28 protein-coding genes are annotated in these 25,009 nt (G+C 57.5%); 7 read left to right on the top strand and 21 right to left on the bottom strand.

What is annotated here, in order from left to right:
* Nucleotides 1-135: 135 nt before the first annotated feature.
* From CCGE525_RS13215 to CCGE525_RS13265, 11 genes are all read right to left on the bottom strand, one after another.
* On the bottom strand, nt 136-996 hold the full coding sequence (locus CCGE525_RS13215) for a sugar phosphate isomerase/epimerase family protein (RefSeq protein WP_120704666.1): 861 nt from the start codon (nt 994-996) through the stop codon (nt 136-138).
* Between the two features lie 70 nt (nt 997-1,066).
* Entirely contained in the window at nt 1,067-1,990 is a 924-nt protein-coding gene (locus CCGE525_RS13220) for an ArsR/SmtB family transcription factor (protein WP_120704667.1), read from the bottom strand.
* Nucleotides 1,991-2,128: 138 nt separating this feature from the next.
* Entirely contained in the window at nt 2,129-2,953 is an 825-nt protein-coding gene (locus tag CCGE525_RS13225) for a carbohydrate ABC transporter permease (protein WP_120704668.1), read from the bottom strand.
* Nucleotides 2,953-3,834, bottom strand: a complete 882-nt coding sequence (locus CCGE525_RS13230; RefSeq protein WP_120704669.1) for a carbohydrate ABC transporter permease — start codon at nt 3,832-3,834, stop codon at nt 2,953-2,955. Before CCGE525_RS13230 ends, CCGE525_RS13225 begins: the two co-directional genes overlap by 1 nt.
* A 66-nt stretch (nt 3,835-3,900) precedes the next feature.
* Nucleotides 3,901-5,169, bottom strand: coding sequence for an ABC transporter substrate-binding protein (locus tag CCGE525_RS13235; protein ID WP_120706395.1), 1,269 nt, complete (start codon nt 5,167-5,169; stop codon nt 3,901-3,903).
* A 165-nt stretch (nt 5,170-5,334) separates the two neighbouring features.
* Nucleotides 5,335-6,471 carry an ABC transporter ATP-binding protein gene (locus CCGE525_RS13240; protein WP_120704670.1) on the bottom strand — a complete coding sequence of 379 codons (1,137 nt, stop codon included), beginning with the start codon at nt 6,469-6,471 and terminating at the stop codon, nt 5,335-5,337.
* 74 nt (nt 6,472-6,545) lie between these two features.
* Entirely contained in the window at nt 6,546-8,066 is a 1,521-nt protein-coding gene (gene arfA, locus CCGE525_RS13245) for an arabinosylfuranosidase ArfA (protein ID WP_120704671.1), read from the bottom strand.
* A gap of 74 nt (nt 8,067-8,140) precedes the next feature.
* Complete coding sequence (locus CCGE525_RS13250) at nt 8,141-9,256, bottom strand: NAD(P)H-dependent flavin oxidoreductase (RefSeq protein ID WP_120704672.1); 1,116 nt, start codon at nt 9,254-9,256, stop codon at nt 8,141-8,143.
* Nucleotides 9,257-9,561: 305 nt separating this feature from the next.
* Nucleotides 9,562-9,891, bottom strand: coding sequence for a hypothetical protein (locus CCGE525_RS13255; protein ID WP_120704673.1), 330 nt, complete (start codon nt 9,889-9,891; stop codon nt 9,562-9,564).
* Between the two features lie 182 nt (nt 9,892-10,073).
* Nucleotides 10,074-10,985 (bottom strand): nucleotidyltransferase and HEPN domain-containing protein, encoded by a 912-nt coding sequence (locus tag CCGE525_RS13260; protein WP_342637426.1) that lies wholly within the window; start codon nt 10,983-10,985, stop codon nt 10,074-10,076.
* A gap of 173 nt (nt 10,986-11,158) precedes the next feature.
* Complete coding sequence (locus tag CCGE525_RS13265; protein ID WP_120704674.1) at nt 11,159-11,446, bottom strand: mobilization protein; 288 nt, start codon at nt 11,444-11,446, stop codon at nt 11,159-11,161.
* 62 nt (nt 11,447-11,508) lie between these two features.
* On the opposite strand from CCGE525_RS13265, the gene CCGE525_RS38290 reads away from it, so the two are divergent.
* Both CCGE525_RS38290 and CCGE525_RS13270 read left to right on the top strand, forming a co-directional pair.
* Nucleotides 11,509-11,979 carry a hypothetical protein gene (locus CCGE525_RS38290; protein WP_162950097.1) on the top strand — a complete coding sequence of 157 codons (471 nt, stop codon included), beginning with the start codon at nt 11,509-11,511 and terminating at the stop codon, nt 11,977-11,979.
* A 307-nt stretch (nt 11,980-12,286) separates the two neighbouring features.
* Nucleotides 12,287-12,997, top strand: a complete 711-nt coding sequence (locus tag CCGE525_RS13270; protein ID WP_120706397.1) for a class I SAM-dependent methyltransferase — start codon at nt 12,287-12,289, stop codon at nt 12,995-12,997.
* 40 nt (nt 12,998-13,037) lie between these two features.
* On the opposite strand, the gene CCGE525_RS13275 is transcribed toward CCGE525_RS13270, so the two are convergent.
* The 4 genes from CCGE525_RS13275 to CCGE525_RS38295 all read right to left on the bottom strand — a co-directional run bounded on the left by CCGE525_RS13275 (nt 13,038) and on the right by CCGE525_RS38295 (nt 14,741).
* Nucleotides 13,038-13,703 carry a DUF6362 family protein gene (locus CCGE525_RS13275; RefSeq protein WP_120704675.1) on the bottom strand — a complete coding sequence of 222 codons (666 nt, stop codon included), beginning with the start codon at nt 13,701-13,703 and terminating at the stop codon, nt 13,038-13,040.
* Nucleotides 13,678-14,094 carry a hypothetical protein gene (locus CCGE525_RS13280; RefSeq protein WP_120704676.1) on the bottom strand — a complete coding sequence of 139 codons (417 nt, stop codon included), beginning with the start codon at nt 14,092-14,094 and terminating at the stop codon, nt 13,678-13,680. Before CCGE525_RS13280 ends, CCGE525_RS13275 begins: the two co-directional genes overlap by 26 nt.
* 57 nt (nt 14,095-14,151) lie before the next feature.
* Nucleotides 14,152-14,442, bottom strand: coding sequence for a hypothetical protein (locus tag CCGE525_RS13285; RefSeq protein WP_120704677.1), 291 nt, complete (start codon nt 14,440-14,442; stop codon nt 14,152-14,154).
* A 122-nt stretch (nt 14,443-14,564) separates the two neighbouring features.
* Nucleotides 14,565-14,741 (bottom strand): hypothetical protein, encoded by a 177-nt coding sequence (locus tag CCGE525_RS38295; RefSeq protein ID WP_162950163.1) that lies wholly within the window; start codon nt 14,739-14,741, stop codon nt 14,565-14,567.
* A 361-nt stretch (nt 14,742-15,102) separates the two neighbouring features.
* On the opposite strand from CCGE525_RS38295, the gene CCGE525_RS13295 reads away from it, so the two are divergent.
* Nucleotides 15,103-15,894 (top strand): S24 family peptidase, encoded by a 792-nt coding sequence (locus CCGE525_RS13295; protein ID WP_120704679.1) that lies wholly within the window; start codon nt 15,103-15,105, stop codon nt 15,892-15,894.
* A gap of 753 nt (nt 15,895-16,647) precedes the next feature.
* Here CCGE525_RS13295 and CCGE525_RS13305 read toward each other — a convergent pair.
* The 5 genes from CCGE525_RS13305 to CCGE525_RS13325 all read right to left on the bottom strand — a co-directional run bounded on the left by CCGE525_RS13305 (nt 16,648) and on the right by CCGE525_RS13325 (nt 21,174).
* Nucleotides 16,648-17,118 (bottom strand): MEKHLA domain-containing protein, encoded by a 471-nt coding sequence (locus CCGE525_RS13305; protein ID WP_120704680.1) that lies wholly within the window; start codon nt 17,116-17,118, stop codon nt 16,648-16,650.
* 206 nt (nt 17,119-17,324) lie between these two features.
* Nucleotides 17,325-17,723 carry a hypothetical protein gene (locus CCGE525_RS13310; RefSeq protein WP_120704681.1) on the bottom strand — a complete coding sequence of 133 codons (399 nt, stop codon included), beginning with the start codon at nt 17,721-17,723 and terminating at the stop codon, nt 17,325-17,327.
* A gap of 97 nt (nt 17,724-17,820) precedes the next feature.
* Nucleotides 17,821-18,981 carry an ABC transporter permease gene (locus tag CCGE525_RS13315; RefSeq protein WP_120704682.1) on the bottom strand — a complete coding sequence of 387 codons (1,161 nt, stop codon included), beginning with the start codon at nt 18,979-18,981 and terminating at the stop codon, nt 17,821-17,823.
* Complete coding sequence (locus tag CCGE525_RS13320; RefSeq protein WP_120704683.1) at nt 18,978-20,192, bottom strand: ABC transporter permease; 1,215 nt, start codon at nt 20,190-20,192, stop codon at nt 18,978-18,980. The genes CCGE525_RS13315 and CCGE525_RS13320 overlap by 4 nt, the downstream gene beginning before the upstream one ends.
* A 1-nt stretch (nt 20,193) precedes the next feature.
* Nucleotides 20,194-21,174, bottom strand: a complete 981-nt coding sequence (locus CCGE525_RS13325; RefSeq protein ID WP_245472013.1) for an HlyD family secretion protein — start codon at nt 21,172-21,174, stop codon at nt 20,194-20,196.
* A gap of 260 nt (nt 21,175-21,434) precedes the next feature.
* Between CCGE525_RS13325 and tnpA the strand changes: the two genes are divergently transcribed.
* The 4 genes from tnpA to CCGE525_RS13345 are packed head-to-tail and all read left to right on the top strand — an operon-like array spanning nt 21,435 to nt 24,441.
* Nucleotides 21,435-21,905, top strand: a complete 471-nt coding sequence (gene tnpA, locus CCGE525_RS13330; RefSeq protein WP_120702912.1) for an IS66-like element accessory protein TnpA — start codon at nt 21,435-21,437, stop codon at nt 21,903-21,905.
* Entirely contained in the window at nt 21,902-22,258 is a 357-nt protein-coding gene (gene tnpB / locus CCGE525_RS13335) for an IS66 family insertion sequence element accessory protein TnpB (RefSeq protein ID WP_120702911.1), read from the top strand. Before tnpA ends, tnpB begins: the two co-directional genes overlap by 4 nt.
* A gap of 48 nt (nt 22,259-22,306) precedes the next feature.
* Nucleotides 22,307-23,881 (top strand): IS66 family transposase, encoded by a 1,575-nt coding sequence (gene tnpC, locus CCGE525_RS13340; RefSeq protein WP_120702910.1) that lies wholly within the window; start codon nt 22,307-22,309, stop codon nt 23,879-23,881.
* Nucleotides 23,878-24,441 carry a UPF0149 family protein gene (locus CCGE525_RS13345; RefSeq protein ID WP_120702909.1) on the top strand — a complete coding sequence of 188 codons (564 nt, stop codon included), beginning with the start codon at nt 23,878-23,880 and terminating at the stop codon, nt 24,439-24,441. Before tnpC ends, CCGE525_RS13345 begins: the two co-directional genes overlap by 4 nt.
* Before the next feature lie 28 nt (nt 24,442-24,469).
* On the opposite strand, the gene CCGE525_RS13350 is transcribed toward CCGE525_RS13345, so the two are convergent.
* Nucleotides 24,470-24,922, bottom strand: coding sequence for a nuclear transport factor 2 family protein (locus CCGE525_RS13350; RefSeq protein ID WP_162950164.1), 453 nt, complete (start codon nt 24,920-24,922; stop codon nt 24,470-24,472).
* Between the last annotated feature and the right edge of the window lie 87 nt (nt 24,923-25,009).

Raw genomic sequence — 25,009 nt, forward strand, 5'->3', positions numbered from 1 at the left:
TGGGAGCCTCTCCCGCGTCAACGTCCGCCGCTGGGCGCTTCCATGCGTTCTCCGACAGTTGCCCTTTGGCTCTGCTTGCCCAGGTAAAGCCCGCTTGCCGCGAAGGAGGCCCTCCTCTGCGGCAACATCGGGCCATCACGCCGCTGCAGCCGCTTTCCGCAACACACTGGCTACGCAATCCCGCTCTTCCAGGAGCCCTAGCCATTCGTCCTCATAAAACGAGGAGTCGTAGATCAGCGTAAACGGGCCTTTGTAACCGGCGGCATTGGAAAGCTCGACGCAGCGGACATAGTCCTCGATATCAAGACCGGTGTCTGAATAATGCGCCTTGGCGTGGCAGAGCTCGGCGCGGCCCATGATCTGAGCCAGATCGCCGTATTTGCCCGCGCCCTTCCAATTGCCGAAGTCGCCATTGAGACCAAGCTTGCCGTCGAGCCCGTCAAGCACACGATTGACCTCGACCGGCCCCGGCAGCAGCGAGAACCAGTTTTCAATGACAAGGCGGATATCGGTGCCGGCAATCCGTTCGGCCAGCCAACGAAGATGTTTTTCTGCCCGGGCCAGCGCCTCGTCGGTCGGCTGCGACTTACCGGCAATCACGCGCATATTTTCGGCGCCAAGGGCCACAGCGACCTTGATCCAGCTCGCCATCCATTCAGCATCGCGCTCGGCCGTCTCTGGACTGCTGAGATCGCCGTCTTCGACCAATAGCGTTTGTAGCTTGACGCCCGCCTTATCGAAGGCATTCCGCAAGTCGGCAAGATAAGATGACGAAAGGCTCGGGAGATGAAACGAGCAGATCTCCATCCGGAAGAAGTCGCGCTCGGCAAATTGTTGCGGAAGATCGATCAGCTCTACCGAGCCTTCCCCATAGGTCGGCAGGCGCGTTGGTGCGTCCGAGCCGCCAGGTCTGTAAGGATAAGTGCCACCGAGGGCACGATGCAGAGACCATGTGGAAACGGCAAAACGATCTGCCAAATCAGCCGTGAAAACCATTGATATTTCCTCCTTTTTTGCCCGCGATGGGCAATCGCGATCCGCCGAAAGCCAGGCGGCCGGCAGCAAATCAGAAATAGAGCGACATGACGATATCTTGATCGAAATCGCCAAAACCCTTGCCGAAAATATTCAGGCCGCCGGGATTGCCCGCCGTCTCATCGATGCCGATGCGAAAGCGGATCGAGTGATGGTCGTGCAGCCCGAGCGATGTGATCGTCTGCATCGAAACCATGGTACCGTCGATCCAGGTGCCCTGATCGTCGATGCTCCAGGTCTTCAACTTGCCATATTGAGAGCCGCTGAGCTTCCACCAGCTCGGCGAATAAAGCCCGCGCCGGTCGCCGAAATCGCCGGGCGACGTCCAGTGGCCGGCCTTGATGCCGTTGACCCAGATGGAGATATCGGATGGCCAATTGGAATTGGTGGCCGGCGTCTCGGAACTGAGCTCGGCGGAGAATTCCACCTTGCGGATCCGACGCCCGCTGACTTTGGCATTGTTCGGAAACTTGTATTCGACGTAACCGCGCGTGAACCAGAGAAGCGCTGCCTGCATGCGTTGCGGGTCGAGAAATACACCCGGCACATCGAGCATGCCGATGACGTTGTTGACCGAACAAAGACCGCAAGGCGGACCGACCTCGAACTCGGTGAACAATCCGATGGGCATGCTGACGGCGACGACGTCTTCGCGCAGACTGGTAGAACGATTTTCGAAGCGGATGAGGATTTCGCCGTAGACGCTGGAACAGATCTTCTGGTTGCCCTTGCTCGCTTTCATGGTGTGGGTTTCGATCAGCCCGGCCTTCTCCAGCGACTTGATATTGATGGCGGCGGTCGATTGCGGCAGCTTCATATGCGCCGCTATATCATTGACATTCAAGGGACCTTTGAGACGGAGCAGATTGAGGATTTCGATACGTGTGGCCGAGCCCAGGGCCTCGACAACCTCCGTATCCTTCATCGGATCAACTGTTAAAAGCTTCGTCTCCATATCGAACTGTCAAATCTCCGCGTCATACCAATCTTTGGCTCATATCACGCTCTTCGGTTGTTTTCCTCTCACTTTTTCGGGGTACCGGCCCGCGGTCCGGGAGAGGATACCGCGGGCCGGTGAGGGAAACGCAGCCGCTCATCCCTTGATGCCCGAAGACAGCATCAAGGCCTGCGTCACCCGTTTCTGGAATAGAAGATAGGCAACGGCAACGGGCATGGCAGCGAGGATCGCCACGGCCATGTCTCGAGCATATTTGATGCCGAAAGCATCATCGACCTGGGTGATACCGACCGTAACCGTCATAGTGCTTTCGGAGTTCGATACCAGGAAAGGCCACATGAAGGCGTTCCAGGCCATGATATAGGTGATGATCGCCAACGCCGTGGTGATCCCCCAATTCAGCGGCAGGTAAAGCCGGAAGAGGATCTGGAATTCGCCGCAACCGTCGAGCTTTGCCGCCTCGCGCAGCTCCTTCGGCACGGAATCGAAGAACTGTTTATAGACGATGACGACAACCGGCACGATGAGTTGTGGCAGGACGATGCCGCTCAGCGTATTGATCAGCCCGAGCTTCTGCATCAGCACGAATTGCGAGATGATCAACGCTTGCGACGGCACCATGAAACTTGCCAGAATGACGAAATAGAGCACCCGCCGCCCCGCGAAGACAATCTGCGACAGCGCATAGGCGCACATCATGCTGATAACAATGACGATCACCGTCACGCTGACCGATGTCACCACCGAATTCATGTACCAGGTCGGCAAGTTGGTCTGGAACAGCGCGAAATAATAGGATGAAAAATCGAAGACACGTGGGATGAAGGTCGTGCTGGCAATAACGTCCTGCTCCGGCTTCACCGAAGTTATGATCGCCCAGTAGATCGGGAAGGCCCAGAGACCGGCGATGAAAAGCGTCAAAATCAACAGCAGCGAATTGCCGATCGCGCGTCCTGGCATCAGCTTGCTCTCCTCACTCTCAAAAGCTGGTACTGCAACACCGACGCGGCCACGATGATCAGAAACAATATAACCGCGATCGCCGAAGCAGCACCACCATGGCTAAGGCGAAAGCCTTCGCGATAGACAAGCAACAACAGTACATATGTGGAATTGAACGGCCCGCCTTCGGTGAGCAGGTAGATCTGATCGAAGATCTTCAGTTGCAGAATGAGTTGCAGCGTCAGCACAAGCGTCGTCACCGGCCATATCAAGGGCCACGTTATGCGCCGGAATGCCTGGAGACGAGATGCGCCGTCGAGGGCGGCGGCTTCATAATAATCCTTGGGTATGTTCTTGAGCGCAGCGATAAAGAGCAGCAGGTTGAAGCCGTTCGTCCACCAAATGGTGACAAAAGCAACCATCGGCATCGCCCATATGGGATCGCGAAAGACGCTGACGGGATGACCGGTGAAAAGTTGAATCACGTTTTGCGCGATGCCGAATTGCTGGTCCAGTACCCATTTCCAGATTGTCGTGACAACGGAGACCGGCAGAATATAGGGAATGAAGAACAGTACGAGCACCAGGCTCTGCAACCGGCCTTCCAATCGAACGACCATCAGCGCCAATGCAAGCCCGATCAGCGTGTTGGGCACGGCACTCAAAAGGACGAAATAGCCGGTGTTCCACATCGAGGTATAGAACAGCTTCTGGCTGAAGAGTTTGATGTAGTTGTCGAAACCTACCCATTGGCCGTCGCCGATCAGCGGGGCGTTGGTGAAGCTCAACGCAAACATCTTGTAAACGGGATAGGCAAATACGATCAGATAGACAATCACGAAGGGCGCCACCATCAGCACGACGGTCAGAGCCTTCTTTCGTCCTTCGCTAGCGAACATGGCGCTTCCTCTTGCCAGCAGGAAGCCGACCGGATCAGTTCCGGCCGGCCTTTGTGCCCAGGGCTGCTATTGCTGGCCCTGCAGCTCTTCACGCATCTGATCGATGGCGTCCTTCGGATCGAGCTGGGCATTGATTGCCGGAATGATGAAGTTCTGCGCAGCCTCGTAGATCGGCCCAGCGACACCGGCGAGCGGCGAGATCGGATCATAGACGGCGGTATCGGCAAGCTTCGAATAGACGGCGTTCGGCTGCATATTCTTGAAGTCGGCGCTTTGCGTCACCGGCTTGTAGGCCGGGATGTGGCCGGCACTTGCCCAAGAGATGCTATTCTCGTTCATCCACCGGATGACTTCGAGCACGGTCTTGACCTTATCCTCCGAGATCGGCTTCACGGTGCTGTTCGGAATTGCGAAGGAGTGGGAGTCGACCCAGGTCGCCTGCTGCCCCATCAGGTTCGGAATTTCGATTGCGCCCCATTGAAAGCCGAGCTGACCTTTCTTTTCCAGGTCGACCATGGTCGGCACTTCCCAGACCCCGTTGATATGCATCGCCGCCTTGCCCGAAGTGAAGAGCGCGATCGATGCCTCGTAGGAGATGAGCTGCGGGGAATAGCCGGACTTGATCCAATTCGTTATCGTATCCAGCGCCTTCAGGCTGGAATCGCCAGGCATAATCTCCTTGCCGTCCAAGAACTTGGCGCCCTGTTGAGCGACGAGCGTATAAAAGATGCGCCAGATGGAAGCGCCCTGATCGCTATTAATCGACAACGGATATTGGACCTTGCCGAGCGCCTTGATCTTGCCCAGCACCGCATTGAAATTATCGAGCCCATCCAGCCCTTTTGGCAAACCGTCATCCCCGAGGAGGCCGGCCTGCTTCAGGATATCCTTGTTGTAGTAGAGAATGATCGAATGGACATCGAAGGGAATGCCGTAGGTCTTTCCGTCGGTGGTCGCCGAGTTCCAGGCGGCGTCGACATAATTCTCTTTCTTGATGCCCGCCGCCGAAAGCTCATCGGCCGTAAACGGGCGCAGGATGCCGGTCGGCACGGCCAGTGGATAGCGCGAGATATGGTAAGTCATGATATCGGGCTGCTGACCGACAGCGGCGGCGGTCTGCACCTTGGTGTAGAAAGGTACGCCCCATTCCAGCGTCGTCGCATTGATCTTGATGTCAGGATGCGTGTCGTTGAATTTTTGGATCAGCGCCTTCATGCGCACGCCATCGCCACCGCTGAGGAAGTCCCACCAGGTGATTTCAGTCTGCGCAAAAGCCGCCGTAGCCGGCAGCAAAGTCAAAGCGGCCGCCATCGCCAATTTCAAAAGTCGTCTCATGTCTGTCTCCTCCAACACAGGGGCATGATTGCCATTGAACCGGCTCGCTCCACCGAGCCGGTAGACCCATCGGAAACGTCCGGCATCCTCTTGCCGGCCGCATTCCGTCATTCTCAAACTGCCTGCACACTCAATATTTTACGATACATATCAAAAAAAATGATATCATCGGATACGCCTGCCATTTTCGCTAAAAGCCAGCAGCGTCTCCGGCGTCATCGTCAGCACCACCGGCTCGCCCGGTTTTGGACGGTGGTCGCTGCGGCATTCGATCGTCAATTCGGTGCCGGTGCGGGTCAACGCGTGCAGGTATGCAATACCGCCGAGCTCCTCGATGAACTCCGCCTTCACCTGTAGGGAGGCGGACCGAACCTCACCGTCCAGCGCCAACTGCTCAGGCCGGACGCCGATGAAAACCTTGGCCCCGGCCTGTGGCAAAACACCCGTCAGAGGCAAAGCGATCGAGGTTTCGGGCTGGTCGTCAAGCGTGATGACCAGGCGACCATCGGCGTTGCCGACGACCTTGCCGGAGAGAAAATTCATTCCCGGCGAGCCGATAAAGCCGGCGACAAACATATTGTCGGGATTACGGTAGAGATCGAGCGGCGCCCCAGCTTGCTGCACAACGCCGGACTTCAGCACCACGATCTTGTCTGCGAGAGTCATCGCTTCGACCTGATCGTGGGTGACATAGACCATTGTTGCGCCGATCTGGCGATGTAACCGGGCAATCTCCATCCGCATCTTCACGCGTAGCTCGGCATCGAGATTCGACAGCGGTTCATCGAACAGAAAAACCCGAGGCTGACGGACAATGGCGCGACCGATCGCGACGCGTTGACGCTGACCGCCGGAAAGCTGGCTGGGTTTGCTCTTGAGATAATCGGTGAGACGCAGGATCTCGGCGGCCGATCGCACCTTTTCGGCAATTTCAGCCTTGGGTCGCCCCGCTACAGACAGGCTGAAGGCCATATTGTCGAAGACGGTCAGATGCGGATAAAGCGCATATGACTGGAAGACCATGGCCACGCCACGGGTGGACGCTTCCTTGTGCGTGACATCCCGGCCCTCGATCTCGATCCGGCCGCCCGACGTTTCCTCCAGCCCGGCAATCATGCGCAGCAAGGTCGATTTTCCGCAGCCGGAAGGTCCAACGAAGACGGCGAACTCGCCCTGCTCAATCTTGATGTCAACACCATGGATGACCTTCAGCGCGCCGAAGGACTTGCTGACATCCGTCAACTGGATTCCTAGATTCTGGACTTTGGCATTTTGAACGTCGGCACTCTGAATTCCCACCATGAGCCTGATCCTCCCGTGATCAACTCCCCTCCGGACGGCGGCCTCTTTCGCCACCGTCCAGCGGACCCAGCTTGTCAGGCTGTTGCGACCGACAGCAGGATGAAGTGGTAGGATTTCGGCGGCAGCTTGCCGGCAACAGCGCCTTCATCCGTCAGACCAAGACCGGAGCCGTCTCTCGGAACAACGGTGTGCTGTGCGTCGACCGTATTTCGGGCTCTCAGATCTTCGCCAGTCATAATCGTGTGCTTCTCGATTTTGACATTCTTGAAGCCCTGAAGCGCAACGGATAAATCGAGCGATTGATCAACGCTGCGGTTAACGGCAAAAATCGCGATGCTCCTGCCCCCCTCATGCAGCACCGCCGAAATGTCGAGGTAGGGTACGTCCTGGGCGACCTCGCAATCATAGGTCGGCCCCGATGCCGAGACGTTCAACGCCGTGCCACGTCCATACTTGGACGCAAGCTGCAACGGATAGTAGATGGTTTGGCGCCAGGCCGGGCCATCGGTGCGCGTCAAAATCGGCGCAATGACATTCACCAGCTGAGCCATGCAAGCGATCTTGACGCGATCGGACCGACGAATAAACACATTGAGGAGCGAGGCGACGAACAAGGCATCCTCGAGGTTATAGACCTCTTCGAGCAGCGCCGGCGCTTCGGGCCAGTTCCAGCTGGCGATGCGCTCACCGTCCTCCTTGCGATCGTGATACCAAACATTCCATTCATCGAAGCAGATTTTCACATCGCGCTTCGAGCGCTTCTTTGCCTTGATATAATCGATGATGCCACCGACGGTCACAATATAACGGTCAAGATCCATCGCCTTGGCGAAGTAGTTGAGCGTATCCTGCTCCTCATTGCCGAAATATTTGTGCAACGAGATATAATCGACGCTCTCGTAGGCCTGATCGAGAACAGTCGCCTCCCACTCTGGATAGCTCTTCATCTTGTCATTGGACGAACCGCAGGCCACCGTTTCCAGAGTTTTATCGAAGTATTTGAATGCCTTGCTGACCTCATTGGCGAGATGGCCATATTCAGCCGCACTTTTATGACCAACCTGCCAAGGCCCATCCAATTCGTTGCCCAAGCACCATATACGGACATTATGCGGGTCCTTATAGCCATGCTTGGCGCGCAAATCGCTCCAATAAGTGCCGCTCGGATGATTGCAATATTCGAGGAAATTGCGGGCATCATCGAGGCCGCGTGAACCGAGATTCATGGCAAGCATCATCTCGGTCTTGGCAAGCTTCGCCCAATCGGCGAACTCGTTGACGCCGACTTGGTTGGTCTCGCGCGTCCTCCAGGCAAGGTCGAGGCGTACTGGCCGCTCCTCGCGCGGACCGATGCCGTCCTCCCACCGATAAGCGGAAACGAAATTACCCCCTGGATAACGCACGATCGGCATATCCAGATCGCGAACATACTCCAGAACATCCTGACGAAAACCGTTCTTGTCTGCCGTCTCGTGAGCCGGTTCATAAATTCCGGTATAAACCGCCCGCCCCATATGCTCCAAAAACGAGCCGAAGACCCGTTTGTCGACGTTGGAGACGGTAAAGTCCTTGTTGATGACGGCTTGAGCTTTCATCGTGTTCCCTCGCTTATTGCTGTTGGTTGCTGGCGAGAGTATGATGGAAAATTTTTTAATTCAAGTTTTTTGTTTTATATCGTATTTTTTGTTTTACTTGGCCCGATCATGCCTGCCAACCGTTTCATATGCGCAAGCGCGTCATTCGCCAAAACAGTGGTCAATTCAGCCGATCGAAGCGATCGCGCCAATTTCGCAGCCTGACCGGACCAGAGGTTGGTGAAATCACCGGAATCAGCTGCTTCGGCCTTGGCGCGCAGGGGCGCCAGCGCGCCACCAGCCGTCGGAAATGCGGGCGCCAAATGGGAGAGTGGCCCAACTTCGCGCATGATACGGTTCATCACACCCCTCGCCGGCCGTCCGGTGAAGACATTGGTCAACGCTGTATTGTCGTCGGCTGCATGCTCCAGTGCTGCGCGATGAACGGGAGGAATTTTCGCTTCGGGCGTAAACAAATAGCTGGTGCCGATTTGTGCGGCGGCGGCGCCGAGTGCGAAAACCGCCGCAATCCCCCGCCCGTCCGCAATTCCGCCCGCGGCAATAACGGGAACTGTGACAGCATCGACAATCTGCGGCACCAGCGCCATCGTGCCAACCTGGGTCGCCATATCTTGCGTCAGGAAATTGCCGCGATGGCCACCGGCCTCAAAACCCATGGCGATAACTGCGTCGACGCCACGTTCGGCAAGCCACCGTGCCTCCGCCACCGTAGTCGCTGAGGAGATAATCTTCGCTCCGGTTGCTCGTACCCGTTGGACCAGCTCCGCATCTGGCAACCCGAAATGAAAACTGACGACCTCGGGCCGATACACCTCTACGATTTCACAGAAGGCGGTATCGAACGGCGACCGGCCACCTGCCGGAACTGGTGCCGCGGGATCAAGCCCTGCCTCGACATAATAGGGCGCAAGCCGCGATCGCCATGCCATTTGTCCCGCGGGATCATCTTCGGGCATGGTGTGGGCAAAGAAGTTGACATTGATCGGCTTTTTCGTAGCCGCTCGTATCGTATCCAGAGTCGCTCGGAGTTGCTCGGCATTATACTGCGCGCTCGGCAGGGATCCGAGCCCGCCAGCCTCACTGACCGCAACCACCATCTCCGGCGTGGTCGCGCCTGCCATGGGCGCCTGGATGATGGGGATGTCGATACCGAACAGATCAAGGATCCGGTTGTCTGGCCATTGGCTCATCGCAAGCGCCTTTCATCTTCGATGTCCGCGAGCCACTATTACCAGCCAAACGACGGCGGTGATAATGATTAGTTCAGATGAAAGCCATTGCTCTTGGCGATAGATACGAAGATCTCACATTGCGATTCGGTTACTGTGCCTCGGCAAAAACGCTGTCCCGTACGACGACAAAAGCCATAAACACAAAAAAAGTCCTCTCCTGTTCAGGAGAGGGCGAGGTAGGCAAATTGCCGGCATCAGGTGAAGCCGACAAATCCATAGGGGCAAACAGAGATAGTTGCGACAACCGTGTGTGATGGTGACATTCAGGGTATGGCCCTCCCGCCTCTAATCCACCGCGAAATCGAATCGATAGCTAGGTCTGCGATCCACATGGCGCAGACGCCGACCACAAAGGCCGTGGCATTCATGGCAGCAACATCTTTTTGCGGCAACGGCCAATTGACCGCGCGCAGATAGTAAAGCGCCGGCTCCGTCAGGTAAGCCGCCGCCAGTGCTCCGCAAATGGGTGATGCAATGATTTCGCGGGTGGTATATCGGCGACGCGATAGGCCGTACAAAATGCCGCCTGAGAGACCAGCGATGACAACTCCGACCTTGACGCCTGACGCATCGAGAAATTCGTTCACTATCATGACCTGCCTCTAAACCCCTTGAAATTAGAATCCTCGCTCCCTCCGGCTATGTTAGCCAGGGAAGGCGCTCTCATTTAACGGCCGGCGGCTGAGGCTTCGCCAAGCTGGACAGTCTATCGCGCGTAACCTTGACCACCGCCGCTTCAAGCGGATCAAAACCAGAAAATTAGGAAGCAATTGCCTCAATCCGCGTCGCGTTCGAGCTTCTGAATTTGCTCTGCACAGACGGCGTCTACGAGATTGACTAGCACCGCAGCGCGATCGGCAAGCCAGGCAAGAGCTTCCTCGCTGATGTCGAAATGTCTTGAATACCGCGCCTTCACATAGGCTTCATTCAATGTATTAAACCAGGCGCGCTCACGATGCTGATCGCGGGGAAATACCTTTGCCAGCCGTCGCTCCTGCTCTTCTGCGAGCGAGCGGAGGAATTTGATATTGTGGGATGGCGGTGCGTAGTTCGTCAGCGTTAGCAAGACACAGGAGTAGGCTTGCTCAAGTGACTGATGCAAATCGAACGCGGCTACATCATAATTGCCTCTGCTTATATGGAATTTGGCCCCTTCCGCGAATTGACGAAGTAGGCTTTGGCGAGACGCATAATGCCGCTGTGCTACCCGCAACCTATCCAGCGCCGATAGCGGTTGCGGCTCAGGCAGTGGCTCATCGTCTAGCTCGTAGAGAACCACACCTTCCTTGCGGATGTCGGAAAAGAAGTACTGTCCGTCCTTGAGGAAGGTGTTAACCTCGCGTCTGGAATGGACGATGAAACTGATCGGCGTCTCGATCGCATTGTCACGGATGATCCGGTCGGCGGCCTTGTGCCAGTATGTGGCGAAATCGCAGAGTTTTCGGTTGTTGACGATGATCAGTAGATCGAAGTCTGAGCGATAGCCCTTCATCGTAAATGGTTCATCGACCCAGCTGCCCTTGGCATAAGAGCCGAACAGGATGATCTTGAGGATCCGGCCGCGTTTCTTGAATTCGGCCGTGCCTTCCTTCAACGCGTCCTCGAATTCCTCGTGGAGGATTTCGACAACACGGCTGAGCTCGCGCTGCTTGCGAAGCGGAATATGATCAACTGACGTCTTCATCATGGCAGCAATGATTCCCCAATCGAGCTGAAACAATGGTTAAAACGGGTGAGCCAGTATCGGCTCGTTCTACACGGCTTACGCGAGCGCTCAAAGTACCGATCGGCATCGACAGCCAATACCGCATAGCCGTCTGATCGCAAGAGCGACCAGCCCAACCCGCCTTGCAGATCCTCTTACGCATGATCGAACAGGCCCTCGGCTGTGTCGATATCGAGCTGATTGGCAAATAAAGTTCTGTTACGGTCACGGGTTAGGAAACCCGGAAACTCTGGCCGCAACCGGGCAAAGAGGCCTTTCGAGACATCGTCGCGGCAATGCGCGAGACGTCGAATGATGGAGGCGCCGACCTCGATCTCACGTCTCGTGTCCTCGGAGCGTTCCTGGCTGTTCAGCCGTGCTTGGAGAGCCTTCTTGTGTGCTTCCCGTTGGCCCGGTGTTTCCCTGATGGATCTGCGTGCCATGTGATTGGTCCTCTTTCCTCCATGAGAGGGGAAACCAATCGAACGGCTGGCGCTATAATTAAATGTACCGGGGCACCACTCTGGCGTTCACTCGGATTCTGGTGAACATAGGATGCGGCGATCTTCGCCATTTCATCTCGCCGCTTCTGATCCGCCTCGTCGTCGCGCATGACTTTCAGCATATAGTCGAGCGGCGTATCGCCTGCGGGCACGCGGCTTGCGCGGTGCGACAGGCTTGTCGGCAGTGGACATGCTTTGGAATTTCCGATGGAACGTTGAAAGGGAAACAAGCGGTCGATAGTGCCGCTCGTGGTCAACAGTGCGTCGCTGCAACTGTTCTCATCATGCCAAAATCAATAGCCCAATTCGGCGCTGTTGGCGACACCCTTGATCGACGAGCCGGCTGCAAGGATTGGGAAATGTTCGGCGACCCCATAGATAATATCTTGAAATTACATCAAAATATCGCATCCTGTCGTCCGACGAGTGAAGCGGAATACTCCGCTTTCCCTGCCGGTAGCTCCAACAGCTGACAAGCAAATGACTGAAAGACCAGATGGACATCAGCCCGATCACTTCTCGCAAATCAGCACGATACTGTTGCGCGAGTGGGACCCGATTGACATCCAGGAGAGATCGGAAATCAGCGACGAATATGACAGTTATGCCGGGGAAATCTCGACAATGCTGACGCTCGAAGAGGTCACACCGGCGACCGTGGCCGCCCATCTCCACGCCATAGCAGTCGAACGCATGCAGTTATCCGAGTCGCAGTTCTTGACCGAACGCTGCGAGCGTGCCGCGAAACGTCTTGTTGCGCTTCAGTTCACCTGGCCACAGATGGAAACTCCGGAAAATGCCGAGCAAAGCTTAGCCAGGATCGAGGCGGCAAAAGATTTCATCTTCGCCAATCTTCCTGTCCTGCCTGTCCCGTCTATTCCGGAAATTCGCCTGCACAGAGCCGGACCGCAAAGCGGCTTGTGGCGGCTTGCCGAACAGGATCCGGAATTTGGCTCACCCTACTGGGCGCATCACTGGGGCGGAGGGTTGGTGCTGGCGCGGTATCTTCTCGATCGGCCTGACGTGGTTGCCGGCCGGCGCGTGCTCGATCTCGGGGCCGGCTCCGGCATTGTCGGCATTGCAGCGGCAAAGGCGGGCGCAACGGAGGTGATCGCGGCCGACGTCGATCCCTATGCGATCGCTGCGATAGGACTGAATGCCGCCATCAATGGGGTGACAATTCTGCCTGTTCTCGCCGATCTGACGAAAGGCGAGCTTCCCGCCACAGACATTGTCTGCGTCGGTGATCTCTTCTACGAAGCCGGGCTTGCCGAGCGCGTCACGGCGTTTCTCGATCGTTGCCTGGAACAAGGCATCGATGTCCTGATTGGCGATCCCTGGCGTGCCCATCTGCGGCAGTCGCGGCTGCGGTTGCTAGCGGAATATACTGTGCCGGATTTTGGCGCCGCCACCAGCTCGAGGCCGAGCGGGGTCTTTGCATTTGAAAGCAAAACGCCCCGGCAAAGCCGAGGCAACGAAGATCAATCTTGACGACGAAAGCCTTGGGTTTGAACCAGGGCCGATAGCGAACTTAAGCTTTCATCTTCGCACGCCGCCGGTTCTCTCGTTCCAGCCGATTCGCCAGTACCGCCAATTCCGGGCTGGCTGCATCGAAGACCGGCTTCGAATCTTCCGGCAGCCAATGCGTCGGATGCTTTACGGGCGGTGTTTTCATTCGCTCAAAACTCCCTCCGGAGTTCGGCATCATCGGCGATATGCGTGACCAATCGGGCTCGTGCAGCGAGGGCGAAATTGCGAGCAGTGCATTGGCAACGTTTTGAAATTCGCTCTGGATACGCCGTTCCGCCGTTCGCCGCACCCGCCCTGTCCTCCCGCAGAAATCGCGGAAGGAACCGACGATGTGGGGCGCGACAAGGCAGACAGACCATCGGGAAAGCAGGATGCGGCGCTCCGGGTCCCTGATATGGGTCAGCAGCCAGCCCTGTAGCACTTCTTCGGCACGGCTGATCGCTGCCGCATTCGGGCGATAGCGGATACGGATATCGCCGTGATCGGTCGGTTCAGGAAGAACATCGGGCCAAAGCGAGCGCACCTGATCGGGGCGCACGCCCCGCACATCGAGATGGATCATCGTGTCGGCAGCCTCGACAAAACGGGCGCGAACGATCAGGCTCAGATCGGCGATCTCAGCCGCGCGCTCCGACAAATCGTCAACCTGCAAGGCGTTCCGATGCATCAAGGCGTTTCTCCAGTTCCCGATAGATCAAAATCCGAAGTGTCGCGCGCACCGGCCATGGACGCCGCACCACGGCGTCGGCGCGCAAAGCGCCAAGCGCGATATCGTCGAAGGCGGCCAGCAGGTCGCTGGGGCGCTGCAGCGCCCAATCCTTCCGCTGAACGAGGATGTCGGAAACGGCTCCGATCGTGTCCGACCAAAGTTCATCGCGGTTGCTGCCGGTCTGGCGGATACAGCGCAATACGAAGACCAGATGCCCGTCGCCGTGCTGCCCGCGAATTTCCTGCATTGTGCCGCGCGCATGACTTTGTGCAGGAGCGCGGCGGCGGTGAACCGGGACCAGCTTGATGCCGAGACCGTCAAGAAGAGTATCGAGCCTGCCTTTGCTCATGGGTATCTCGCCTCACTTCCAGGAAAAAAATGAACGCAATCAATGGCAACCTCTTGGTCATGCCACCTTCCCGTTGGCTGCTCCGGCGTCGGCGAAAGGATGCCTCGGCTTGAACAGCGCTTCCGCCTTTGAGATCGCCTCCACTCTCGCCCCATCGCGCAGCATCGGCGTGTTGAGATAAGCAATCATCGCCTCCCCGGCTGCCGCCTTGGCCGCATCCTGGGTCGAGAAAACAATGGGTTCGCCGCGATGATCCCTGAGGACTTCGTTCGTGGCGCGGTGGACCTTGCGTATCCAGCCAAGATGGCCTCCGGCGACGGCCTCGGTACCGATTTGAAATTCATTCATGGAAACCTCCTCTGGCCGCTTCGGACCAGGTCTTTGAATTAGGATTTGAAATTGTTTCGATCGCCGATCTGGTGTTCCGCGTTGTGTTTCAGCGCGCGACGCGATCTTGGGTGCACCTCGCACTACTCGTTCCCGGTCATCCGGAAGTGGACCAGATCCCCCTCTGGCGCGCCGCTGGCGTCATCCTCCTCGCCGGCGGACAGCCGCGACGAAATGATCGGCTTCAGGGTTGCAAGAACACAGGTGAAGAACAGGGCGGCACCGACACTGGCAAGAAAGCCTTGAATCATCTCGCTCATATCGCCTTCTCCATGTCGGGCTGACTCCCGACCGAACCAGTATCAAATGTCTCCGCTGGCTCGACATGTTCGTCGCAGGCCTCACAGTGCTGCTCGATCACCTCCCCGATCGACAATGCCCGGCCACAGCCAGGGCAGCCCCAGAAGAAGTCCAAATAACCTGAGCTCAAGCCCGCCTTTCTGCCCTTCCCAGTCGAGATCATGCGATCACTCCCAAAACCGTTGTTCGCCGGACGCCGTTTGCCCCGGGACTTCAGCCTGCTGCGAATTTCGCCACCGGCATCTTGATGGACACAAAATATGTTGTTATTAATATCGATGTCAACATGATTTGTGTTATTTGTTTTGCGAGTGTTGGATCATGCAGAAATCCATGGGCGAACGACTGAAGGCGGCGCGCGAAGCCGCAAATTATCCCTCCGCGACGAAAGCGGCGGAGGCGCTCGGTATCGGGTTATCCACCTACCGAGCGCACGAAAACGGCCAGAACGAATTCGGCCCCGAGATCGCCGATCGCTATGCCAAGAAGTTCAGTACCACTGCCGGCTATCTCCTGACCGGCGAAGGTCCAAGGAAGGTTGAGCGGCCAGGACCACGCATGGTGGTCACCTCCTTCGACCCGGATGAACAATATAATGAAGGGTTTGCCGAGGGCGTCGAAGACCTCAGCTACAGTCGGGAACATTGGCAGCCGAAGATCGAAGGCGCGACGCCGGAGGTGGACGTCAAACTCGGCGCCGGCAGCGGCGTTGTCGGCGAGGTCATCAATCTGCCCGTCGGCGCGGGCAATGTCGCCGGCCACAAGATTGTCGCGGAATGGCTGATTCCCTCAGGCTACTTGCGCAACGAAGCGAAGGCATCGCCGAACCATACCATCATCATGGAAGTCATCGGCGATTCCATGCAGCCCACCTACATGCCGGGCGACCGCGTGATCGTCGATCTCTCGCAGAATCAAATGGCGACCGACACGGTCTATGCCATCAGCGACGGCTATTCCGAACCGCAGATCAAGCGCCTTCAGCGTGTTCCCTTCACCCAGCCCAGCCAGGTCAAGATCATTTCAGACAACCCCGCGTTGGAAACCTTTACGGTGGAGCTGGCACGGCTGACGATCATTGGACGCATCTGCGGGCATATTGCCAGGAAGTGAGCCGAAGCGCTCTTCCTTTACTCATCGCCTATTCAGGTCCAGCCTAGACCGAATCCGACCGGTAGCGCTCAGCTGAAACTAAAGAACATCATTTGTGTTTATTCTCAACCATAAGACACAAAATATGTTGACATGTATCGTGCTGCCTGACAATTTGCCTTTCACGAGCCGGTCGGCCGAAACGGAATGAGCCCGCGCAAGTCTAGAGATCTTGCCTGAAGCCAGCGAAACCGGATCGGCTGGCCGAAAATGATGTCGCAGCGTAACGGCTGCGGAAAGGGAGATTGTCGTTCATGCCTCTAGAGGTCCGGTGTCAGACAATAAAACCGCTTGTGCCGACAGCACTGATGGCCGCCTAATGATGTCCGCTGACGTTTTCTCCTGTGAATACTCATTTGACGAACTTACCATCAACCTCTGCGACCGTTGGGAAACGGGCTTGCTTCTTTACGGCTGCGCCGATTTGACATCGGCAGGAGACGATTATGATGGCGAATTTTATGTCTCGGCGATCCGATTGGACGGAGGTGCGCGGCTGCCACGGCCAAACCCGATCAACACTGCGGGCGGCTTTGAGGCCGAACTGTTCCGGCGGATCGCTGCCGTGATCGAGAACGACAGAACATCTGCCGGCCGGCATGCCGCCGAGCTATTCGCTATCGAGTATGAACAGTCTAGAGAGACGGATTACTGCATGTTTCGCAAGATCGAGCAGGAAAAGGCTTTGGAGCCGATGGCGATGGCCGCGCCGATCTACACGTCTTTCCACTTCGAAAACGTCGCGGCCTGCCCACGTCGATTTCCGTCGCGGTCGATGAGTTGCCAGACAATGCCGTCTTCCATCCAGAAGCGCCGCCCCGACTTTGTGATCCGCAACCCGCGATAACCCGAGATGAAGCCGTCCCGCGTAACCGCATCTAACAATTGCTGACGTTCGGCGCGGTTCGGAAGCTCCGCCGAAAGACGCGACGGCAAAGTGATGAATTCGTCCCAAGGATATTCGAAACAAGCCTGGCCAGCTTTATTGGCATAAATGAAACGCGGATCGGCGTCGGTATTGTGCGCGACCACCACGAAGGGAGCATCGTTATAAAGCCAATCAGGTCCCAGCTCCTCGCCGATAAGAGGCGTCCCAACGATGCGGGCATAGCTTCCGGTCAGCAGATCGAAGAACTCAGGGTCAACAGACAAATCGGAGGCATTGCGTTCGGGATTGGTGGCCATGGATATCTTTCCTGTCGTGCACACCCGGTTTTTTAGGCCGGAAATGCTGGAAACCAAATAGAACATCTGGCTGACGCTTGTAATTGGTCTGGTGCATAAATCACACGTGGCGTGCCCGGAGGCACGCCACAACCACCGAAAATCAATGATTTAGACGAAAATGGGATCGGAAAACTTCCGGCGGCCAGTCCCGATCGCCGACTCGGCTATTGATCGTCCTCGTACCGCGACGAGGAGGACCGCCCTTCAAGCCTGTCCAGAATTTGGTTTAACTCGTCTGCACATGCCTTCATTGGTTCGTCATCGGCACATTTGATGTCGATTTTGACGTCGCCGTTCTCGATGCGGAAACGAGCGGCCCTAGACAGGAACGGACGATGGTTCATTGGCCCCCTACGCCAACCGCCCCTCATCATTGCATCGTCATCAGGTCGGTGCTGCCCCATTTCTGGTGGTTGCGGCGAGTTTGCTGAGGGTGCGGTTTCGGTCTGAGCTGGCTGTTGGGCCGGCGGTGTCGGTGTTGCTGTATTTGGAGCTTGCTGGGCGAAACTGACGCCAGCGGAAAGCATTACTGTAAGTGCGGCAACAGATAGAATCGTTTTCATTCCTCGGTCCTCCTCTAGACAGTGTGAAGAACACGCGAACCTAAGGATGGTTGCCAGAATATACGAAAATTTGAGCTGACCTTGGTTTGTGGCGATATCAGCGAGCCAAAATCGCCTTGCGCGTAACATATCCGCGAGGTTCTAGGAAAAAGGCGAACACGGTATAAACGCCAGCTAATGCCGACAACGTGAGAAATTGCTGGCGCACGTCGGCAACGGTTGCTCCCAATTGCGCAACCGCGACCAGTCCGTTGATCGCGGAGGTGCTCGGGAGCGCAAGTGCCGCCGCCTTCAGCCAAGCCGGGATTGCTTCTGACGGCCATGAAAAACCCGCCAAGAACAGAAATGGTATTCCGACTGCCGCCGTGAGGAGCTGAACCGCCAATGGGTTCCTCACTAGTCGTGCAATGACCATTCCAAGAGATGATACTGCGATGACGAACGGGATGGCGAGGGCCGCTATCGCCATTGGTGATCCGAGCCTTGGCAGCCCGTAAAGATACGGCAGGGCGATCAGGTAAAAGGATACCGCGAATAGCTGAAGCGTCATATAGGCCAGCAGTTTTCCGAGGACCCTGTCATAGGGACCTGCCTGTGCGGGCGAGAGCTCTTCCAATTTGGGATTGGCGTGGGTTCCGAGCAAGCCGACGCCGATCAGCAAAGTCTGCTGCAGAATCAGGACAAAGGCTGCAGGAAGTATGTAGGTGGCATATCCCCCCTGCGGATTGAAAAGGGTCACGGCAGTGAGGGGCAAGGGATCCGGAACAGCCGCCGCGATGGCGGGATCTACGTGAGCTGCAATCAGACGGGCCGTCTCCACCTCCGCCCCCATCGTCCGGGCGACCGCCGTCACAGCCCCCGATATGCGCTGGTAGATCAGGAAATAGCTCGCATCCGCATAAAGGGCGATCGGCGACGCGCGACCGTGCAGCAGGTCCCGCTCGAAATATTTCGGTATGATGACAAGCCCGTAAAGGTTCCTGGCGAAGATCTCCCGCTCCGCTGAAACCTCGTCCGGCAAGGTGGCGGCGATAGCAATATCCGAGGAAGCATCCAGCCGGCGGGCAAGCTGCCGACTGCTGTCGGTGTCGTCTTGATCGACCAAGGCGATGGGGACGTCGCGCAGGGCCTCGTTTCTATACGGTTGGGGGTAGAATACCGAATAGATAAGGACGGCGATCACCAGCACCGCAAAAGCGGGCCGCAGGGTGAAGATACGTTCCAATTCGATACGATAGACCCTGAAGGCTCCGGTCATGCCGAGGCTTCCCTTCCGAACCGGTTTGCGTTTTCTCGGTCCGTACGAGCCCGGATCTTTTCCAGCCGAAGGAAGACAAAGATGGCGAGCGCTATCGTCAATGCGAGAAGGCTGGCGAGCGGCCTCAGCGACAAATCAAAGGGCGTTCCGCGGACCGTCTGATCCACGCGCACCATGAGATACCAGGTTCCCGGTAGCAATTGCCCCCAGTAATAGGCGAAGACATTCATCCCCAACCTGGGAAAGCCGATACCCATGAAGCCGAAAGCGGGAGCGGCAAAGAGTGCGCCGATGCTGATTGCGCTTGCCGTGGGGCGAAGGATCAGAGCGAGAAGCGTTCCGATAAGCTGGCAGGCCAGCACGAACAGGATCGCCCCGCAAACCAGCAGCAGCCGGTCGCCGCGTAGCGGCGCTTCCAGAACCGCGAAGAGCACGATATCGGAAAGACCGAGCACGAAGAGAAACAGAACCGTGTAGGGCAAGATCTTCCCGAATAGTGCCGGCCACAGACCACCTCCGAGCCTGCGCAGCACGCGCAATCGGTGCGGCCTGTCAACGTCAAGACCCACACTATAGGCCATTGTCGTGATGATCGCGACCTGCAGGACAGAGGGCATCAATGCCGCAAGAAGGAAATGGGCGTAGTTCAGGGTCGGATTGAACAGTGGGTGGATTTGGACAGGAATGGGCTGCAGATCCGCCTCAGCGATATCGACCGGCTCGCCCTTCTCGGTTCGCAACGCCAGCCTGATCCCGGCGGCGACGCTCGGCACGGCCGCGCTGACGCCCCGAAGCGTCAGGTTTCCGGGCGTCAGGGTCTGGGTGTTATAGAAGAAGACGACTTCCGGTCGTCGGCCGCTCAGAGTATCGCGCTCTAGATTGCGAGGAAGAAACAGCAGGCCATGCACCTTACCCGACAAGATGAGCTGTCGTCCCTCGGCCAGATCGGCCACTCTGACAGCTACAGCCGTATCAGGCGTGGCGTCCACCGTCCGGATGATGGTCCGCGATAAATCCGAATCATCCAGATCGAGGACGGCGATCGACAAGCGCGTTGCCAAACCTTCGTTGAAGACGGTTGCCAGCAGACCCATCAACAGCAACGGCAGCAGCGTGGACAGAAAGAGTAGGAAGGGACGACGCCAAAAATGATCGATTTCCCGCCTGAAGACGAGGGCGAACCCGTACCTGATCCTTCCTTTCCCGAGCACGTTACGACCTCGCCTTAGGCCAGCGTGCGATTGCGCTCATGCCGGGTCGCAGCCCCTTGATCGGACTGGTCGGCTCGGCACGAACCTCGAATGTGCGCAAATCGAAGTCGCCCGTCGCCCGGGTTGCCCGCCACGTGGCGTACTGCCCCTGTACGTTGATCACAGTCACCTGCACCTCGATCTTGCTGTTGTCGAGAGCCGGGACCGTCACATCGAACCGATCACCGATCGCGAGACCCTTGATGAGATCTTCGCGCAGGTTGAACGTGAACCAGGGATGGTTGATGTCGATCAGCGAATACAGCGGCGCGCCGGCGCTAAAATTCTCGCCGAGTTCAGCCACGCGCGTCGTCACCTGTGCATCGATCGGCGCCCGGATAGTCAGTTCGCCGACATCCGTTTGCGTCTGCGCTAGTGATGCCTTGGCCTGCTCGACTTGGGTCGCGGCAAGCGCCTTTTCTTCCTTGCTCGATCCGGCGACGGCGAGGTCGAGAGCGGCCTGCGCGGATTCCCGTTTGCGGATTGATCCTTCGAGATTGCGTGTCGCCTCATCGACCATCGACTGCGTCGATGATCCCGAACTGATCAATTTGGCCTGGCGGGCGGCATTTTCCTGGTAAAGCGTAACATCGGCATCGGCGGCGGCCAGTTCGGCCTTGCGGGCCGCGATGGTTTCCGGTCGTGTACTGTTGACGCGAACAAGATCGGCCTCGGCCACGGCGAGCGCAGCCTTCGCCATCTGGAGGCTCGCTATCAATTGCGGGCTATCCAGTTCGGCGATCACCGCGCCTGCCGCCACGTTATCGCCGACGTCGGCGTTGAGCTTCGCCACACGTCCCGATACACGTGGGCTAAGATCGATCCGGTTGGCGGAAACCTCGCCCTGGACCACCAGCGGCGGCGGCCTGGTTGCGAACCAGAGAACAACGCCAAGGGCGACGATGGCCACCAAAGCGATCAATGCCCGAACGAGCCTCAGCATGCGGATATTTCCCCTCGAAATCTCTGCTTTCAAACCGGTCGGGCCGGATGTCGCCGCAACATGACGTCGGTTTTTCACGCTGAAAACGTAAGTAACTGTTAGACGCTAGCAGCTAACGGCGGCATTGCCCAGATCCGGATAAACGAGCTCGCGTCTCACGTCAGATCAGCTCATGGACAGTGAGCGCGACGAACAGCCCACCTTTTCTTTTGTGAATGAGGCCGCGAGATAAGCTCTATCATTGATAGGAGTGGACCGGGATGGTTGGAGATCGCGCTGATGCCATGCTTGAAGTCATGGATGAAGGCATGCATGAAGCCAGGCATGAGGGAAAGTATCGGCGGATCGAGATGATCACCGGTCGGCGGCAGCGGCGGAATTGGACTGACGAGGAGAAGGCGCGGATTCTCGCGGAGAGCGCAGAACCTGAAGTGAACATTTCGGCTGTTGCGAGGCGCTGGGGCGTCAATCGCGGCTTGCTGAATGTGTGGCGACGGGAAGCCGGACTAACCTCTCAACGGTCGGCAAAGACCAGTTTGCCACCTGCCGTGTTCGTGCCGGTGACAGTGGTTGGGGATGGCGCACGACACGAAGGCTCGCCATCGAATGCCCCGGAGGTTCTCGCTGGCCGAATTGAGATCGAGATTGCGGGCGCACGCATGACGGTCATCGGCTCGGTGGCGCCTGAACTGGCGCAGGCGATGGTAGCGGCGTTGCGAGGGCGCCGGTGATCGGAGTTTCGCCAAATGGCGCGAAGATCATGGTTGCGACGCAACCTGTCGACTTCCGGCGCGGGATGAATGGGCTTGTGGCCTTGGTGGCGTCAGCGCTTGCGGCCGATCCCTATTGTGGCGACGTGTTTGTATTCCGCGCCAAGCGCCTCGATCGCCTTCGCTGCATTTACTGGGACGGATCAGGCATGATCCTGGCAACAAAGTGGTTGGAAAGCGGAAAGTTCGTTTGGCCGCCGATCTGCGATGGCGCGATGCAGATGAGTGCCCAGGAGTTCTCGCTTTTGCTGGCCGGCATTGACTGGACGCGGGTCAAACGAAACGCGGTGAGAAGGCCCTCAAAAGCAGGCTGATCCTATTGGTTTTGCTTGAAGATTCAGGCTCATATGGTAGGGTCTGTCATGCCGCTTCGACCCGATCCCTTGCCCCAGGATGCTGCGCAATTGACCCGGATCATTCTCTCGCTCAACGAAGAGAATGCCGACCTCAAGGCGCGCGTGGCCTTCCTTGAGCGCCAACTCTTCGGGACGAAATCGGAGAAGATGACGGTGCTCGATCCGACGCAGGCAATGCTCGATCTTGGCGATCTAAGCGACATTCCCGTTGCTGCCAATGACGATGTCGCGCCAGTCGATGACGACAAAACGCAGGCACGGAGATCGCCAGCCCGCAATATCGGCCGCTTGCCCAAACACCTTCCGCGTTATGACGAGGTCATCGAGCCGGAGAGCAAGACTTGTCCCTGCTGTTCGTTCGAACTTCATTGCATCGGCGCTGATGTCAGCGAGGCGCTCGACATCGTGCCTGCGGTTGTCAGGGTGAAACGGACGATCCGGCCGCGCTATGCATGCCGGGCTTGCGAAAACGTTGTTGTGCAGGCGCCGGCACCAGCGCGCGTGATGGACGGTGGCATGGTGACCACGGCGTTTGCCGCGCATGTCGCTGTTTCGAAGTTTGCCTGGCATCTCCCGCTCAATCGCCAGGCCCAGATGCTGGCCTCCTGCGGCGTCATCATCGATCGCGGCACACTCGGTGCCTGGGTGACGCGGGTCGCCTGGTGGCTCGAACTTCTCTATGATGCACTCACCGCCTTCATCCGCTCGCAGCCAAGGGTGTTCTGTGACGAGACGCCACTTCCGCGCCTCGATCCGGGGCGCAAACGAACCAAGCTTTGCCAGTTATGGGCGCAAGCAGTTGACGACCGCCCCTGGAATGGTCCGGCGCCACCGGCGGTGGCCTATACTTTTGCCGAAAGCCGCAGCGCTCGCGAGGTTGAGGGGCAACTGTCGTCGTTTGCCGGCGTGCTTCAGGTTGATGGATACCAAGCCTATAAAACCATGGTCAAACGACGCGGCAAGAGCAACGTTGCCCCCATGCGGCTGGCCTTCTGCCTCGCCCATGCACGGCGAAAGTTCGTTGATGTCGTCAAACTGACCGGCTCTTCGGAGGCCTTGTCGATCCTTGCCAGGATTGCCGAAATCTATCGCATCGAAGCAAAACTACGAGGGGAAGATGAAGATACCCGGCTTAGCGGCAGGCGTCGTGAGGCAGCTCCCATCATGAGAGAACTGAAGGTCCATCTCACCGAACTGAGCGACGAGGTGTCGTCGAAATCGGCACTTGGCAAGGCAGTCACTTACATGCTCAACCACTGGAGCGGACTGACAGCCTTCCTGGAGGATGGCCGGATCGAGGTGGACTCCAATGTCGTCGAGCGTTCAATGAAATCCGTGGCCTTGACGAGAAAGAACTCATTATTCGTGGGCAACGAGCGGGGTGGCAAGACCTTCGCGGTCCTGGCATCGCTCGTGAACACGGCAAAGCTTAACGGCGTGGACCCCGACGTCTGGCTTGCCGATGTGCTGGAGCGCATCATCTCCGGCAAAGTGAAAGCCAACGAGATGGAGAGCCTTTTGCCTTGGGCCTGGAAGGCGGAGCGCGAAGCGATGACACAGCAGGAGCGACAAGCGGCATGACACAGAACAGCCAGGAGATGACGCCGCGACCGAAGCTCGATGACGAAGCGTTCGAAGCCTTTATCAGGAGACGTCGTCCGCCATCGCCTATCTGGTCAATGAGCAGTCTCGATGGTTATCTTACGGCCCTCATCATCGGCCCGAAGTTCATCGACCCACGGCAATGGATCCCGGAACTGACCGGCCCGGATGCCCTAAACCTGCCGATGGAAACAACCGAACATCGGGCCGTGCAGACGATCGTTGCAGAGTATAATCGGATATCTGCAAGCCTTTCCGAGAGACCGAAAGACCACCGGCCAAGGTTCACCCAGATCGATGATCAGACCCTTGATCCATTTGATTGGGACCTCTGCTTTTTGCTGGGAACAGGGTATGCGCCGAAGCTGTGGCGGCCTGTCCTTCGAGGTCATGCCGTCACTGGGGATATCATCGCGCCACTCCGCAAGCTCGGCGAGATAAAACGGAAAGCGACCCACCAGGATGCTGCTGCCGTCGCCGAAGCACTCGTCAATATCCGAACCTATTTTATGCCGAAGCGGGCAAAGCAGAAGTTCTGACCGAGAGCCAGAAACCTATTTTAGTCAATCACAAAAGCCGTGGGCCATTCATTGCGCTCACCATGGACAAACACGCCGCGAGCGGAGAACGGTACAGCATCGGGTGGCCGATCAGGAAATTCCTCACTTCGACAAGCTTGCCCGCTTCCCATCGGGAAACGGCCGCAACGGTCAAGTCGATATCGCCGGCCGGGTTGGAGCCATGGGGACGTGTCGCGGTGAGGCGGGCAATGGAACAGGTTTTGTTCCCGTCGTGGCTCATAAAGAGGTCGACATAGGGATCGATATGCAGGTGCGCGTCCGGAAAGGCGCGGCAAAGTTCTCTCGATCTCCTTACGAGCTCGCTCTTTCCATGAGGGCGCCTGTGGGGTCCGATGAAAAGGACGGCGCTGTCGTCTATCAACTCGGCATAGTCGTCCCAGCGTCGAGCGTTCCAGGCGCGATCCAGGTCCTTCACACTGTTGAGATTGCGCCTCCCCACGCGCCTTCCCTTCGTTTCGCGGCATCGATAGCCAACAGGCTGACTTATTTTAGCCTGCAGACAAAGTGAGGCGTCCACGATCTTACG

Source organism: Rhizobium jaguaris (assembly GCF_003627755.1).
GTDB lineage: Bacteria > Pseudomonadota > Alphaproteobacteria > Rhizobiales > Rhizobiaceae > Rhizobium > Rhizobium jaguaris.

Excerpts from the sequence above, each read along its gene's own strand:
- CCGE525_RS13285 (WP_120704677.1), bottom strand. The coding sequence starts at position 14,442 with ATGAATGAATTTCAAATCGGTACCGAGGCCGTCGCCGGAGGCCATCTT.
- tnpC (WP_120702910.1), top strand. The coding sequence starts at position 22,307 with ATGCCGCTTCGACCCGATCCCTTGCCCCAGGATGCTGCGCAATTGACC.
- CCGE525_RS13225 (WP_120704668.1), bottom strand. The coding sequence starts at position 2,953 with ATGCCAGGACGCGCGATCGGCAATTCGCTGCTGTTGATTTTGACGCTT.
- CCGE525_RS13220 (WP_120704667.1), bottom strand. The coding sequence starts at position 1,990 with ATGGAGACGAAGCTTTTAACAGTTGATCCGATGAAGGATACGGAGGTT.
- CCGE525_RS13270 (WP_120706397.1), top strand. The coding sequence starts at position 12,287 with ATGGAAACTCCGGAAAATGCCGAGCAAAGCTTAGCCAGGATCGAGGCG.
- CCGE525_RS13230 (WP_120704669.1), bottom strand. The coding sequence starts at position 3,834 with ATGTTCGCTAGCGAAGGACGAAAGAAGGCTCTGACCGTCGTGCTGATG.
- CCGE525_RS13265 (WP_120704674.1), bottom strand. The coding sequence starts at position 11,446 with ATGGCACGCAGATCCATCAGGGAAACACCGGGCCAACGGGAAGCACAC.
- CCGE525_RS13250 (WP_120704672.1), bottom strand. The coding sequence starts at position 9,256 with ATGAGCCAATGGCCAGACAACCGGATCCTTGATCTGTTCGGTATCGAC.
- CCGE525_RS13255 (WP_120704673.1), bottom strand. The coding sequence starts at position 9,891 with ATGATAGTGAACGAATTTCTCGATGCGTCAGGCGTCAAGGTCGGAGTT.
- CCGE525_RS13345 (WP_120702909.1), top strand. The coding sequence starts at position 23,878 with ATGACACAGAACAGCCAGGAGATGACGCCGCGACCGAAGCTCGATGAC.
- CCGE525_RS13275 (WP_120704675.1), bottom strand. The coding sequence starts at position 13,703 with ATGCATCGGAACGCCTTGCAGGTTGACGATTTGTCGGAGCGCGCGGCT.
- CCGE525_RS38295 (WP_162950163.1), bottom strand. The coding sequence starts at position 14,741 with ATGAGCGAGATGATTCAAGGCTTTCTTGCCAGTGTCGGTGCCGCCCTG.
- CCGE525_RS13260 (WP_342637426.1), bottom strand. The coding sequence starts at position 10,985 with ATGATGAAGACGTCAGTTGATCATATTCCGCTTCGCAAGCAGCGCGAG.
- CCGE525_RS13295 (WP_120704679.1), top strand. The coding sequence starts at position 15,103 with ATGCAGAAATCCATGGGCGAACGACTGAAGGCGGCGCGCGAAGCCGCA.
- CCGE525_RS13315 (WP_120704682.1), bottom strand. The coding sequence starts at position 18,981 with ATGACCGGAGCCTTCAGGGTCTATCGTATCGAATTGGAACGTATCTTC.
- CCGE525_RS13325 (WP_245472013.1), bottom strand. The coding sequence starts at position 21,174 with ATGCTGAGGCTCGTTCGGGCATTGATCGCTTTGGTGGCCATCGTCGCC.
- CCGE525_RS38290 (WP_162950097.1), top strand. The coding sequence starts at position 11,509 with ATGTACCGGGGCACCACTCTGGCGTTCACTCGGATTCTGGTGAACATA.
- CCGE525_RS13310 (WP_120704681.1), bottom strand. The coding sequence starts at position 17,723 with ATGAAAACGATTCTATCTGTTGCCGCACTTACAGTAATGCTTTCCGCT.
- CCGE525_RS13240 (WP_120704670.1), bottom strand. The coding sequence starts at position 6,471 with ATGGTGGGAATTCAGAGTGCCGACGTTCAAAATGCCAAAGTCCAGAAT.
- tnpA (WP_120702912.1), top strand. The coding sequence starts at position 21,435 with ATGGTTGGAGATCGCGCTGATGCCATGCTTGAAGTCATGGATGAAGGC.
- CCGE525_RS13215 (WP_120704666.1), bottom strand. The coding sequence starts at position 996 with ATGGTTTTCACGGCTGATTTGGCAGATCGTTTTGCCGTTTCCACATGG.
- CCGE525_RS13305 (WP_120704680.1), bottom strand. The coding sequence starts at position 17,118 with ATGGCCACCAATCCCGAACGCAATGCCTCCGATTTGTCTGTTGACCCT.
- CCGE525_RS13280 (WP_120704676.1), bottom strand. The coding sequence starts at position 14,094 with ATGAGCAAAGGCAGGCTCGATACTCTTCTTGACGGTCTCGGCATCAAG.
- CCGE525_RS13235 (WP_120706395.1), bottom strand. The coding sequence starts at position 5,169 with ATGAGACGACTTTTGAAATTGGCGATGGCGGCCGCTTTGACTTTGCTG.
- arfA (WP_120704671.1), bottom strand. The coding sequence starts at position 8,066 with ATGAAAGCTCAAGCCGTCATCAACAAGGACTTTACCGTCTCCAACGTC.